13 protein-coding genes are annotated in these 12874 nt (G+C 47.0%); 7 read left to right on the top strand and 6 right to left on the bottom strand.

Annotation, left to right across the window (positions count from 1 at the left end; all coding sequences use genetic code 11):
* Positions 1-5 precede the first annotated feature (5 nt).
* On the top strand, positions 6-641 hold the full coding sequence (locus tag FXV75_RS00550) for a hypothetical protein (RefSeq protein WP_148830645.1): 636 nt from the start codon (positions 6-8) through the stop codon (positions 639-641).
* A gap of 24 nt (positions 642-665) precedes the next feature.
* Here the strand turns inward: FXV75_RS00550 and FXV75_RS00545 are convergent, their stop codons facing one another.
* The 5 genes from FXV75_RS00545 to FXV75_RS00525 form a co-directional block, all read right to left on the bottom strand.
* On the bottom strand, positions 666-1052 hold the full coding sequence (locus FXV75_RS00545) for a hypothetical protein (RefSeq protein ID WP_148830643.1): 387 nt from the start codon (positions 1050-1052) through the stop codon (positions 666-668).
* A gap of 12 nt (positions 1053-1064) precedes the next feature.
* The gene (locus FXV75_RS00540; protein ID WP_187424823.1) at positions 1065-1604 is read right to left on the bottom strand and encodes a cyclophilin-like fold protein; all 540 of its coding nucleotides are present in this window, start codon (positions 1602-1604) and stop codon (positions 1065-1067) included.
* 42 nt (positions 1605-1646) lie between these two features.
* On the bottom strand, positions 1647-2858 hold the full coding sequence (locus FXV75_RS00535; RefSeq protein WP_148830642.1) for an MFS transporter: 1212 nt from the start codon (positions 2856-2858) through the stop codon (positions 1647-1649).
* A gap of 110 nt (positions 2859-2968) precedes the next feature.
* Positions 2969-4075 (bottom strand): alpha/beta hydrolase, encoded by a 1107-nt coding sequence (locus FXV75_RS00530; RefSeq protein WP_148830640.1) that lies wholly within the window; start codon positions 4073-4075, stop codon positions 2969-2971.
* An 81-nt stretch (positions 4076-4156) separates the two neighbouring features.
* The gene (locus FXV75_RS00525) at positions 4157-4633 is read right to left on the bottom strand and encodes a cupin domain-containing protein (RefSeq protein WP_148830638.1); all 477 of its coding nucleotides are present in this window, start codon (positions 4631-4633) and stop codon (positions 4157-4159) included.
* Positions 4634-4973: 340 nt separating this feature from the next.
* Here FXV75_RS00525 and FXV75_RS00520 point away from each other — a divergent pair, with 340 nt between their 5' ends.
* Both FXV75_RS00520 and FXV75_RS00515 read left to right on the top strand, forming a co-directional pair.
* Entirely contained in the window at positions 4974-5891 is a 918-nt protein-coding gene (locus FXV75_RS00520) for an AraC family transcriptional regulator (RefSeq protein WP_148830636.1), read from the top strand.
* Between the two features lie 714 nt (positions 5892-6605).
* Entirely contained in the window at positions 6606-8198 is a 1593-nt protein-coding gene (locus tag FXV75_RS00515) for an ABC transporter substrate-binding protein (protein ID WP_148830634.1), read from the top strand.
* Between the two features lie 7 nt (positions 8199-8205).
* Here the strand turns inward: FXV75_RS00515 and FXV75_RS16490 are convergent, their stop codons facing one another.
* On the bottom strand, positions 8206-8340 hold the full coding sequence (locus FXV75_RS16490) for a hypothetical protein (RefSeq protein ID WP_262368420.1): 135 nt from the start codon (positions 8338-8340) through the stop codon (positions 8206-8208).
* A 5-nt stretch (positions 8341-8345) separates the two neighbouring features.
* Between FXV75_RS16490 and FXV75_RS00510 the strand changes: the two genes are divergently transcribed.
* From FXV75_RS00510 to FXV75_RS00495, 4 genes are read left to right on the top strand one after another with little or no spacing between them, the layout of a single operon-like run.
* Positions 8346-9356: an ABC transporter permease subunit gene (locus FXV75_RS00510; protein WP_148830631.1), complete on the top strand. Its 1011-nt coding sequence runs from the start codon at positions 8346-8348 to the stop codon at positions 9354-9356.
* A gap of 11 nt (positions 9357-9367) precedes the next feature.
* Positions 9368-10288 (top strand): dipeptide ABC transporter permease DppC, encoded by a 921-nt coding sequence (dppC, locus tag FXV75_RS00505; protein ID WP_148830629.1) that lies wholly within the window; start codon positions 9368-9370, stop codon positions 10286-10288.
* A gap of 11 nt (positions 10289-10299) precedes the next feature.
* Positions 10300-11268 (top strand): dipeptide ABC transporter ATP-binding protein, encoded by a 969-nt coding sequence (gene dppD / locus FXV75_RS00500; RefSeq protein WP_148830627.1) that lies wholly within the window; start codon positions 10300-10302, stop codon positions 11266-11268.
* Positions 11265-12293 (top strand): peptide ABC transporter ATP-binding protein, encoded by a 1029-nt coding sequence (locus tag FXV75_RS00495; RefSeq protein ID WP_148830625.1) that lies wholly within the window; start codon positions 11265-11267, stop codon positions 12291-12293. The genes dppD and FXV75_RS00495 overlap by 4 nt, the downstream gene beginning before the upstream one ends.
* The last annotated feature ends 581 nt before the right edge of the window (positions 12294-12874 follow it).

Here is a 12874-nt window from a genome sequence, read left to right as displayed (position 1 = left end):
TAAAAATGAAAGCGATTAAAATACGTCATATTTTCACGGGATTTTTAATGCTATTGGCAATTAAAATCAATGCTGAAGAGCTTAAAACCTATGGCAACATTACTCTTAGAGAGATGAACGAGGCGTTAGTAGAGGAACTAGAAGAACGAACCGGTATAAAACACGCCATACCAGACACGCTCAAATTCTCTATATCAAAAGCGAAAAGAGCATCCGACAAAACCAAACTGATCGACAACTATAACAAACTTGTTTTCATCAAGTCCGAACTGGAATCGAGAGTAACCGTTCGAAAATCATCACCCGGTTATAACGATCTGATTGCTATTACTATAAGCGACTTTATAGTGACAGGCCCAAGAAATTATCCATTCCCTAATGCAAAATCCTCAGCGCTATTTACCCTTGCTAGAGGCGAGCAGATGAACAACATCATATATTCAGACTTCCAAGGTGTTAGAGAAAACACGGGGTATTCGATCACGTATCGCACCGTATACAGTGAAGACGGCAGCGTCTGGATAAATGGCACTAAAATAGAAAATCCACACAATGCCAAAATATCCTTCCATGTCATCGCAAATAATAAAGATTTCACCGTTAATGCCATAATAAATACGAGTAAAAATGGGTGGAACTAATAGTATTTTTAGCAAATAATCTAATCAACAGTTAAGGAAAATGCGAATGCCGTCCATTTGTATGCAGTAACTTGAGTGCCCCATCCACACGATGGCGTTGTCTTGCTTATTTAATAATTTGAGGTTTGTTTTCTTAGAGGGCAACGGCTTATTGGGAATCGCATTCAGGTCTTCAGTGAAAAAGAATGCATACCAAGCCATGAGTTGATTTTGTTGGCTAGAAATAACATTTGTCGTAGTGTCGTTATTAAACGCACCTTGTTGATAGTGGTGTTCTGTATGGTAGGAAATACGCGTCGTGTCGACGGATGGCTCATCAAATTGAGCTTGTTGTAAATATAAGAAAATACTAATGGCAAGGACCATTAATATGCCGATGATGATAGCAGTGATTTTTGAGAAAGTGCGCAAGGGATATCCTATTTAATTTTTTGAGAATGTTATTCTGGTTTCGCTAGTGCCTAATATTGCCGATAAATTAGTGTTATCTTCAATATGACCAATACGAGTGTATGAATATGAGGTATTAAAGGTTTTATAGAAGACCACCAAAGTACGAGAACCCCATAACATGATGTCTCCATTATTAATCGTACCAGGTCGATAGGTATCTGTTGTTAGCGCCTTTGGTAAATCGGCTTCTTTCTCGTTATTGTTTAGGTCTGTCATGTCTAGGGTCAGCGGTAACATAGCTGTAAATTCGCGTGCGGCATCGGTGTCGGCTAAGGCAACAGCGAAACCATGTTCTCCAATGGTGATCCATGTGTGAGGCTTCTCCGATTTAATGGATGCTTGTTGAGTAGAAGCAGGCTTTGTTGTTGACTGCTCTGCATGGCCGTTACCGAGCGTTAGTAAAAGCAGTAACGAAAGACAAATTTGCTTCAGGTTTTGTACTTTTTGATGGCCCGCTATTAAGAGTGAGGTGTTTAGGTTATCTGTGTTGATATGAAAAATTTTATTCATAATAAGAGCCTCATTACTTTATTTTGTATATGGATAGATACGTTACTTTGTTTGCATACGATAAGCTTGAAGCGACAGGAAGGCACTAATGAATAAGACGGCTGCGCTGGCAATAAAGGTGCTTTGGTAGCCATCTGCATCGAAGAGTATGCCACCTATTGTTGAGCCTAATGCAATGGATAATTGAATCACGGCAACCATCAGGCCGCCGCCTGCTTCAGCATTATCTGGCATCGCTTTCGCTAACCAAGTCCACCAAGCGACAGGTGCCGCCGTGGCGACGAGCCCCCACAGTGCGAGTAGTAAAGCGACAGGGGCAACATAGTTTCCAGCTGATATCAGCATGACAGCAATAGCCGCCATAAAAACAGGAATGCCAATCAGCAAGCCATATAAAGTACGTTTTAGGATCGAACTGATGATTAACGTACCGATAAACCCTGAAAACCCAATGGTAAGTAATAGAAGAGACAGGGTTGATACGGTGGTCTGCGTGACGGTTTCGAGAAAAGGACGAAGATAGGTAAAGAGCGCAAACTGTCCCATAAAGAAAGCCCCGCATCCAGCCATACCATAAGCAACAGCACGGTTTTTTAGCGCCTTGAGAATAGTGCTTGGACCTGAACCTGAAGCGCTTGCCTTTCCTTTCATTGAGGGTAAGGCTATCCATTGCCAGATTAAGGTGATCAGTGCGACGGGGATGATCGCCAAAAAGGCACCTCGCCACCCGATAATTGAACCTAGATAACTTCCCAATGGCGCGGCAATGACGGTCGCGAGTGCATTTCCACCATTAAAAATCGCCAGTGCTTTGGGTACCTTGTTAGGTGGAACTAAGCGAATTGCCATGGCAGCAGACATAGACCAAAAACCACCGATAACGACGCCGATGAGTGCGCGACCTAGCATATAAACTGGGTAGTTTGGCGCCAGTGCGACGATGCTTCCAGAAACTCCCATCAAGACGGTTAATATCAACATTAACTTTTTGCGGTCCATAGAGCCAATAAGCATAGGAAGTAGTAGGCTAGTGAGCACGGCGAAGGCGCCAGAAATTGCAATACCTTGTCCTGCCATGCCTTCTGTAATGTGTAAGTCGCTGGCAATGGGCGTTAGCAAGCTAACTGGCATAAATTCGGACGCTATCAGTGTGAATACGCAGAGCGACATGGCAAAAACGCCACTCCAATGTGCCGTGTTGTTTGTCTTCTCTGCTGGTGTTCCCGCATGAGTTTCTGATGTGCTGATTGCCATCGTTTTTGTTACGCCTTGGTTATTTACAAACTTGGTTATTACACATAAGCACCACGCCAGCTCAACGAGCGCACGTGGTGCAGTAGTTACGTTAACTATCCTGATGTCGATTAAGCCAGGTGTTGCTGAAAGAAGCTTTCTAGCTTGTCGAATGGAATGACATCCACTTGATCGTATAAATCAACATGACTTGCCCCTGGGATAATCATCAATTCTTTTGGTTCAGCCGCATTTGCGTAAGCCGTTTGACTGAAGTAAAGAGAGTGTGCTTTTTCGCCATGAACGAACAATATTGGGCGAGGAGAGATTTCCGCAATATAGGTCAGTAACGGCGCGTTCATAAATGACAGTGGCATCGTTTTTGACCAGGCGTTACCAGAGTTGACCGCTCGTGGATGATATCCTCGTGGTGTCATGTAGTAATCATGATAGTCGACCATAAATTGCGGTTCGCCACCTTTTAGCACGTTATAAGGTGCTTGATAAGCTGGAGTTGCTTTCCCAGCATCTTCCCAGCGTTGCTGGCTCAGTTGCGTTAGCATTTCTGTACGCTGTTCGAGTGTGACGCTGTCATTATAGCCTTTTGATACGACTCGACTTATATCATACATAGTGCTGGCTACGACGGCTTTGACACGTTTGTCGACGGCGACGGCATTTAATGCTTTACCACCCCAACCACAGATGCCAATCATCCCGATACGTTCACGATCCACATTGGGTTGCATCCCAATACAATCTACCGCGGCACTAAAATCTTCTGTATTAATGTCTGGCGAAGCAATGTTACGAGGCTCGCCACCACTTTCACCCGTGTAAGAGGGGTCAAAAGCCAAGGTGACGAAGCCACGCTCGGCCATTATTTGTGCATACAAACCAGAAGATTGTTCTTTCACAGCACCGAAAGGCCCACCAACAACAATGGCAGGTAATTTACCAGAGGTGTTTTGTGGCTGGTAAAGATCGCCAGAAAGGGTAATGCCATAGCGAGTTTTAAAGGTGACTTTTTGGTGATTTACCTTATCGCTTTTGGGAAATGTTTTGTCCCAGTCATTACTTAGCTTTATTGGTGATTGTGCAAAGGCTTTGCCAGTGGTTAGCGAGGCAACGCCCAGCGCAGCCATACCTACACCCGTTAATTTCATCATATTGCGACGTCCCTCATCAGGAACCTCTTGCTGGGCAATATCCTTTTTGATGTCAGTGTGTTTATCCATGGTCATTCTCCAGATATGTAGGTTAGGTAAAACGGTTGTCGATCACAATGAGGCACGGCACATCGTCATCATTGAAGCCCTTTATTCGCTTGCTGCGGCGTATTGTTCGTCAGTAACTTTCTCCTTCCAAATGACATTCACGCCATCCTTTGAAGCGGTAATAACAAGGTGGGTCATTACGGCATCAGACGTAGCGCCATGCCAATGATCTATTCCCGGCGGACACCAAACACTTTCACCTTCATGAAAGTGAATGACTTTACCGTCACGTGTTCCGGTCATAGCAACGCCTTGGGTGACTATAATATGTTGCCCCGCGGGGTGGGTATGCCAAGCTGTTCGTGCCATTGGCTGGAAGGTGACATAGGCGGCACTGTAGTTCGCAACGCCATTTTCTGGGAATACCATTTTGACGTTCACTTTGCCGGTAAAAAAGGTATCTAGGGCTTCGAAAGCCTGAAGGTCACCGGTTCGATAAACTTGCTGTTCTGTTTGGGCTTTCGCTTCAACACTTGCCGCTGAAGTCGCTGTTAAAGTCGAAGGCATATTTTTTTTCATGAGATTCACTCCTCGTTACGTTATGAAAACATCCTCAAAGAAGTCATTAGGATTGGAATTGAGTCTAGTGCTTCAGCGGCGGTGCTCACTAGCCTAATATTGTTTAAAAAATGCCTAATTCTTCTACCGTCATGGATTTTTACTAGATGCGAAAGACGACACTTTTTTAAAAACATAATGTATTAACTTAAGTCACTGTTTTATATGTGAATTTGAATCTTACTTTTTTTTAGAATTTGATGGCGATGCTTATATATTGCCTAATATTCTTTTATTACTTAGATAATGTAAGATAGTGGCGGGATCAATAAAGATGACTAACGTCCTCAATAGGGTGATTATGGGTAGTTTACAAAGTAAAACTCTTGCTGAAGCGAAACTGGCTCAGCAGATTAATAAGTGGATAGAGAGCAGCGTTAATCAAGTTAATACGGAGATTCCAGGCCTTAAATTAACCCGATGGGAATCGATTACACCGCCAACGAGCTACACTCACAATCCTAGTATTTGTTTGATTGCACAGGGTAAAAAACGGGTTCTTTTGGGTGAAGAAAGTTATGTTTATGACGCGAGCCACTTTCTTGTTTCGTCTGTAGATCTGCCCATCATTGCTAACATAATAGAAGCCACTCCAGATACCCCTTATCTCGGCTTGATCATGGAACTGGACTTACAAGTAATCTCTGAGCTGATTGCGGAGAGTGAGCATCTGTTCAGTCATGATATAAAAACGCCAAAGGGAATCGCTGTCGGCCTTCTTTCTGAGTCATTGCTCGATGCGTTTACTCGATTGTTGGGATTATTAGGCGAACGCGATAATGTCAAAATCCTTGCTCCTATTATTCAGCGAGAAATTCTTTACCGTCTTTTAACGTCAGAACAAGGCGTTTTACTTCATCAAATTGTCACGACAGACAGCCGCAGTTATCAAATTTCAAAGGCCATTGAATGGCTTAAAAACAACTTTTTTAAACCGCTCATTGTTAATGAATTAGCGACTTACAGCGGAATGAGTCTCTCTGCATTTTATGCGCATTTTCGCTTAGTGACTTCTATGATGCCTCTGCAGTTTCAGAAAAAGCTCCGCCTTAACGAAGCTCGTCGTCTCATGCTGACCGAAAATCTGGATGCGACAGCGACAACGTTCAAAGTAGGCTACGAAAGCCCTTCTCAGTTCAGTCGGGAATACGCTCGTCTGTTTGGGCAAGCGCCAAAACGACATATCGAGGCATTACGAAAAGCAGCCCTACCTGCATAGCCAGTGGCGACTTCGCCCATACGGCTTGATGCACCTGTAAAAACCAAGACCTCATGACAGAAGGCCGCGTTCGACTGTGCCCCAACAAACGTGGTGACACCCTAGTAGCGCATATGCATTACCACGCGGAGCGTGGGAACGAGTGTGGTCCGTGGGAACGAGTGTGGTCCGTGGGAACGAGTGTGGTCCGTGGGAACGAGTAAAATTAGGCTAACCCTAACTTACACATGCTTGTACAACGGCAAAAAAAGTGAGTCATTAATTAAAGGTTCTGACGTGATCAGTCAGCCTACCCACTCACTATGCCGGGACGTGGAATATTTTTTTGCTCTTTTCCTACACATTACTTATGTCTGTTTTTACCCAGATCCCTTTAAATACGCGGGATTTCTGAGGGTTACACCCGTTGTTATTCATTCCACGCATAGGCCGTATCGTTATTTCGATTGGTGATTTAGGTCAGCTTGAGTACTCTTCAAAGACGCTGTTTTTTGGAGGTTCTGTTTTTTATTCAGACTTTCAGAGTATGGCCAAGGGGGCTCAAGGATGAGACAGGACAGCGTCGTTCAGGCAGGAAGTCTGAATGGCGTTTGTTTCTTATTCGCGATGCTTCATGGCATAGGTTCCTCCCAAAAATCACAAAAGTAACGAACACCTTGATTCAACTTCCCACGTGTTTAACACAAAATATAATGACGTTAATGGAGAGTACCAATGAAAACAGGGCTAGCAAAACTGACGCTTGCACTCATGGCGGCTGGCGCGATCAGCACTTCTGCTCACGCGGCATCCACACTGGTTTATTGTTCTGAAGGCAGTCCAGAAGGCTTTAACCCTTCGTTCTACACTTCTGGCACTACGTTTGATGCGACTTCGAAAAATATGTTCAACCGTTTGCTTGAGTTTAAACTGGGCACCACCGAAACCGAGCCGGGCTTAGCCGAAAGCTACGAAGTTTCCAGTGATGGCCTTGAGTACACGTTCCATTTACGTAAAGGTGTGAAGTTTCATTCTACTAAAGACTTCAAGCCAACACGGGATTTTAACGCCGACGATGTGATTTTCACCTTCGATCGTCAAGGCAATAAAGACAACCCATATCACACGGTATCGGGCGGTTCTTACGAGTACTTCACTGGCATGGGCATGGATACGCTGATCAAAGAGATGGTGCGCGTTGACGACTACACCGTGAAGTTCGTGTTAAACCAGCCAGAAGCGCCGTTTATTGCCAACTTGGCGATGGATTTCGCATCGATCTTCTCAAAAGAACAAGCCGATATGTTGATGAAAGCAGGCAAACCTGAACAAATCGACATCAACCCTGTGGGCACAGGGCCGTTCCAAAAAGTACAGTACCAAAAAGATTCTTTGATTCGCTACACAGCGTTTGATGATTACTGGAAAGGTCGTGCAAAAATTGATCGCCTGGTGTTCTCTATCACGCCAGATGCGTCGGTTCGTTATGCCAAATTAAAAGCCGGCGAATGCGATGTGATGCCGTACCCGAACCCAGCAGACCTTAAGCAAATGGAGTCGGATCCAAACATCAATTTGATGAGCCAAGAAGGCTTAAACGTCGGTTACTTGGCGTTTAACACCCAGAAAAAACCCTTTGATGATGTGCGCGTACGCCAAGCGTTAAACTTAGCGACGGATAAGAGCGCGATTATCGATGCCGTCTTCCAAGGTGCTGGTAAAGCCGCGAAAAACCCGATTCCACCGACGATGTGGTCGTACAACAAAAACGTGGTCGATTACCCATACGATCCTGTCAAAGCGAAAAAACTGTTGGCCGAAGCGGGTTACCCAGACGGTTTCGATACCAACATTTGGGCGATGCCAGTACAGCGTCCATACAACCCGAATGCCCGTCGTATGGCGGAAATCATGCAAGAAGATTGGTCTAAAGTGGGCGTCAAAGCCGAGATCGTTTCTTACGAATGGGGTGAATACCTAAACCGCTCCAAGAAAGGCGAGCACGATACCGTATTGCTTGGTTGGACCGGAGACAATGGTGACCCAGACAATTTCCTTTATGTATTGCTAGGTTGTGATGGCGTCGGCGGATCAAACCGTGCTCAGTGGTGTGACGACGAGTTCAACAATTTGTTGTTGGCCGCGAAGCAAACCTCTGACAAAGCGGAACGTACGACGCTGTACGAAGAGTCTCAAGTGGTCTTCAAACGCGAAGCCCCTTGGGTGACCGTAGCCCACTCTGTTGTGTACGAGCCTATTCGTAAAGAAGTGAAAGGGTACAAAATCGACCCTCTCGGTGGTCATTACTTCTACAACGTCAGCAAATAATCGACGTTTAGCCGTTCGTCCATTGAGTTGAATACTGATGGACTAAGCAAAGCAACACAAAACTTCTGTTCACTGGAACGTGAGCAGAAGTTTTGCTGACCGAGCCGCTGGCTTGATCAAACAACACCTCAAGAGAGTCCATCTTTTATGTTCCAGTTTATTTTTCGTCGTCTAAGTCTGGTTATTCCGACCTTCCTCGGTATCACTTTATTGACGTTCACCCTTATCCGCTTGATTCCTGGCGACCCGATCGAAGTGATGGCCGGCGAACGCGGTGTGAGCGAAGAACGCCACGCCGAATTAAGCGCCCAACTTGGCTTCGACCAACCCTTGTACGTTCAGTATTTTCGCTACGTCAGCGGCGTATTACAAGGGGATTTAGGCAATTCGCTGATCACCCGCGAACCCGTCATGAAAGAGTTTCTCACGCTGTTTCCGGCCACCATCGAATTGGCCACCTGCGCGGCGATTTTTGCCATTTTAATTGGTTTGCCGGCGGGGATTTTTGCGGCCGTCAAACGCGGCACGATTATTGACCACTCGGTGATGACGTTTTCGCTCACCGGCTATTCCATGCCCATTTTCTGGTGGGCGCTGCTGTTAATGCTGGTGTTTTCCGTCAACCTCGGCTGGACGCCCGTCTCGGGGCGGATCGATGTGGTGTATTGGATCGACGACGTGACCGGCTTTATGTTGATCGACTCTTTGTTGTCTGACGAAGAGGGCGCTTTTACCTCGGCCGTGTCGCATCTTATTTTACCAAGCATTGTGTTAGGTACGATTCCCATGGCGGTGATTGCCCGCATGACGCGCTCTTCCATGTTAGAAGTGTTAAGCGAAGACTACATTCGTACCGCTCGCGCCAAAGGCATCGCGCCGTGGCGGGTGATTGTCATTCACGCTTTGCGTAATGCGCTGATTCCGGTGATCACCGTGATTGGTTTACAAGTCGGCATCTTGCTGTCTGGGGCGATTCTGACCGAAACCGTGTTCGCTTGGCCGGGCATTGGTAAATGGCTGATCGAGTCCATCGGACGCCGAGATTACCCCGTTGTTCAGGGCGGTATTTTAATCGTCGCCTGCATCATTATTGTCGTGAATCTTTTGGTAGACATTACCTACGGCATTGTAAATCCACGTATTCGACACAGCCGATAAGGAGGCGTTTTATGACCACGTCAACCGAAACGTCCACAACAAAATCCGCCGATGCCATTGTCGCGCCGGCGCCGATGACCCCGTTTCAAGAGTTTTGGCATTATTTCAGCCGCAACAAGGGGGCGTTGGGTGGCTTAATTGTCATCGCCATCATCTTTTTCATGGCGATCTTCGCCAATTTTGTTGCGCCCCATTCACCGTCTGATCAATACCGCGACGCCTTGCTGTTACCACCTGCGTGGTTGGAAGGCGGTAATTGGTCGTTTGTACTGGGCACCGACGATGTGGGCCGCGATATTTTATCGCGCCTGATTTACGGCTCGCGTTTGTCCATTGCTGTGGGCATCGTTGCGGTGACGGCGTCGTTAATCATGGGGATTTTGCTGGGGTTAGTCGCCGGTTATTTCAGAGGCATGATCGACACCGCCATCATGCGGATCGTCGACATCATGCTGGCCATGCCAAGCTTGTTGCTCGCGATTGCGATTGTGGCGATCTTAGGGCCAAGCATTGTCAACGCGGCCTTGGCGATTTCCATCGTTTCCTTGCCTCACTATGTGCGCTTGACTCGTGCCGCCACCATGGCGGAAATGTCTCGCGATTACGTCACCTCATCCAAAGTGATTGGCGCTGGCCCGTTGCGTTTGATGTTTGTGTGCATCTTGCCAAACTGTTTAGCGCCCTTAATCGTGCAAGCCACCTTAGGTTTTTCCAGCGCGATTCTGGACATGGCGGCATTGGGCTTTTTGGGACTCGGCGCACAGCCACCGACCCCAGAATGGGGCTCCATGCTGGCCGATGCCTTGCAATTTGTACAGCGCGCTTGGTGGGTAGTGACCTTCCCCGGTTTGATGATTTTGATCACCGTATTGGCGTTTAACCTCATGGGCGATGGCTTACGTGATGCCCTTGATCCCAAGTTGAAACAGTAAGAGAGGTTGGTATGTCACTGTTACAGTTGGACAATTTAAGCGTTACCTTCGGCCATTTTCGCGCCGTAGATAACATCAGTTACAAAGTAGAAGAAGGCGAAGTGCTCGGCATCGTGGGCGAATCTGGCTCCGGTAAAAGTGTCAGCTCTTTGTCGATCATGGGCTTGATCGATTTTCCCGGCAAAGTCAGTGCCGATCAATTAACCTTTGACGGTCAAGACCTGCAAGCCATGCCCGAAAAGCAACGTCGTAAGCTCACTGGCTCCGACATTGCGATGATTTTCCAAGACCCGATGACCAGCTTAAACCCGTGCTTTACCGTGGGTTATCAAATCATCGAAGCCTTGAAAACGCACCAAGGCGGCAGCAAGAAAGAACTGAAAGCGCGCGCCATTGAACTGCTCACCCAAGTGGGCATTCCGGCACCCGAATCTCGCTTGAACAACTATCCGCACCAGCTATCCGGTGGCATGAGTCAGCGGGTGATGATCGCCATGTCGATTGCCTGCGACCCGCGTTTGCTCATCGCCGATGAGCCGACCACGGCATTGGATGTGACCATTCAAGCGCAAATCATTGATTTGCTCATCGATCTACAGCGCAAAAAGCAAATGGGCTTGGTGCTGATTACCCACGATTTGGCCCTAGTCGCTGAAGTCGCTCATCGCGTTATTGTGATGTACGCCGGTCAGATCGTCGAATCTGGCCCAGCGTCGGAAGTGTTTAGCACACCGAAGCACCCGTACACGCAGGCTTTGCTGGCGTCTTTGCCAGAATCCGCGGCAGGTAAGTCGCGTCTTGAAGCCTTACCCGGCGTGGTGCCAGGGCAATACGATCGCCCTGTAGGCTGCTTGCTCAGCCCACGCTGCCCGTATGCCACCGATCATTGCCGCAATGTGGCGCCAATCAATCAGGGCGACCTAGACCGTCAGGTAAAATGCCACACGCCTCTGGACCAAGAAGGGAGACCCGCCGCATGATTCACGCCGATAAGCAATTGATTTTAAAAGCGGAAAACCTCAAGCAGCATTACCATGTGAAGCAAGGTTTTTTCAAACCCGACGCCGTGGTCAAAGCCGTCGATGGCATCAGTTTTCACCTTGAAAAAGGCAAAACACTGGCCGTGGTGGGGGAATCTGGCTGTGGTAAATCGACCCTAGGTCGCATGCTCACCATGATAGAAACACCAACCGAAGGGCGCTTGGCGCACCTCGGGGAAGATTTGCTCACCTTGAGCAAGGACGCACAAGCTAAGCTGCGCCAGAAGATTCAAATCATCTTTCAAAACCCGTATGGCTCACTGAATCCACGTAAAAAAATCGGTGCGATTTTGGAAGAACCCTTGGTGATTAATACCACGCTATCCAAGGCGGAGCGCAAAGAAAAAGCCCTCGCCATCATGGCAAAAGTGGGCTTAAAAACCGAGCATTACGACCGCTATCCGCACATGTTTTCCGGTGGACAGCGCCAGCGTATTGCCATCGCTCGCGGCTTGATGCTCGACCCGAACGTGATCGTCGCCGACGAGCCAGTGTCGGCACTCGACGTGTCGGTGCAAGCACAAGTGCTGAACCTGATGATGGATTTGCAGCAAGAATTTGGCCTGAGTTATGTGTTTATTTCTCATGATTTATCTGTGGTGGAACACATCGCCGACGATGTGATGGTGATGTACCTAGGTAAGGTCGTTGAGCAAGGTACCCGCGAGCAATTGTTCAATAACCCTCAACATCCTTATACGCTGGCGTTGCTGTCCAGTACGCCGCAACTTTCGCCAGAAAAACGCCGTGTGCGTATTAAACTCGAGGGAGAATTGCCATCGCCGCTGAATCCACCATCGGGTTGTGCGTTTCACAGTCGCTGCCGTTACGCCAACGACCGCTGCCGCAGTGAAGCGCCTGTTTTGCGTCTGCATGATAAAGGCGAACACGAACAGCACCATTTAATCGCCTGTCACGCAGTAGAAGAAAACCGCATCGCAATCATCAACGACCCAGTCGCTTAAGGTTCTTAATCGGCGTTCGAACTGCAGAATCACCCACAACGCCCGACCGGGCGTTTTTTTGTGGGCGAGCCGTGCACCTGACCACACCGCTGCCCAGTATTCTTTTTTTGACAGTTTGTCATTTAGTATATTCATACTGTTTTAAAAAATAATGTTTAATATATCAATAATTGATGTTAAAACCTAAAAAATGGATGACCAGGCAAACGTCAAAACCATTACACTCTCTTCGATGATGTTATTAAGTCAATTTTAAGGCCGCTATTCGGTTTGCGTTTTTATCGTTAAAGAAATAAGTGCCCTAGCCTATGCAACGCATAGTTCATCACACTTATTACGCAAGATACTGATTTATAAATATAATTAATTTTCGGTGTGTGCATATGATGTTGGATTTTTCTGCTTATGACCTGCAATTCATTGGTGTTTCAACGCAGACTATTACTAATTTCGTTTCGAAAAATACTTTCTGTGACTCCCTCTTTCTCCAAAATTTCTCTCAAATGAACATGGCGGCATTGCGCTTTAAGGCGTTTGGCCCACTCTCTTTTTTAGAGTATGAAGCGGGTGTTCCAATATCA

The sequence above is a fragment of the Marinomonas sp. IMCC 4694 genome (assembly GCF_008122525.1).
GTDB lineage: Bacteria > Pseudomonadota > Gammaproteobacteria > Pseudomonadales > Marinomonadaceae > Marinomonas.
Note: the sequence above shows the minus strand (reverse complement) of the source record. Positions and strands in the feature narration are given on the sequence as shown.

What these genes read in the sequence shown, in the direction of transcription:
- dppC (WP_148830629.1), top strand. Translation starts at nt 9,368, where the DNA reads ATGACCACGTCAACCGAAACGTCCACAACAAAATCCGCCGATGCCATT.
- FXV75_RS00525 (WP_148830638.1), bottom strand. Translation starts at nt 4,633, where the DNA reads ATGAAAAAAAATATGCCTTCGACTTTAACAGCGACTTCAGCGGCAAGT.
- FXV75_RS00495 (WP_148830625.1), top strand. Translation starts at nt 11,265, where the DNA reads ATGATTCACGCCGATAAGCAATTGATTTTAAAAGCGGAAAACCTCAAG.
- FXV75_RS00510 (WP_148830631.1), top strand. Translation starts at nt 8,346, where the DNA reads ATGTTCCAGTTTATTTTTCGTCGTCTAAGTCTGGTTATTCCGACCTTC.
- FXV75_RS00530 (WP_148830640.1), bottom strand. Translation starts at nt 4,075, where the DNA reads ATGGATAAACACACTGACATCAAAAAGGATATTGCCCAGCAAGAGGTT.
- FXV75_RS00535 (WP_148830642.1), bottom strand. Translation starts at nt 2,858, where the DNA reads ATGGCAATCAGCACATCAGAAACTCATGCGGGAACACCAGCAGAGAAG.
- FXV75_RS00540 (WP_187424823.1), bottom strand. Translation starts at nt 1,604, where the DNA reads ATGAATAAAATTTTTCATATCAACACAGATAACCTAAACACCTCACTC.
- FXV75_RS00515 (WP_148830634.1), top strand. Translation starts at nt 6,606, where the DNA reads ATGAAAACAGGGCTAGCAAAACTGACGCTTGCACTCATGGCGGCTGGC.
- FXV75_RS00520 (WP_148830636.1), top strand. Translation starts at nt 4,974, where the DNA reads ATGGGTAGTTTACAAAGTAAAACTCTTGCTGAAGCGAAACTGGCTCAG.
- FXV75_RS00550 (WP_148830645.1), top strand. Translation starts at nt 6, where the DNA reads ATGAAAGCGATTAAAATACGTCATATTTTCACGGGATTTTTAATGCTA.
- FXV75_RS16490 (WP_262368420.1), bottom strand. Translation starts at nt 8,340, where the DNA reads ATGGACTCTCTTGAGGTGTTGTTTGATCAAGCCAGCGGCTCGGTCAGC.
- dppD (WP_148830627.1), top strand. Translation starts at nt 10,300, where the DNA reads ATGTCACTGTTACAGTTGGACAATTTAAGCGTTACCTTCGGCCATTTT.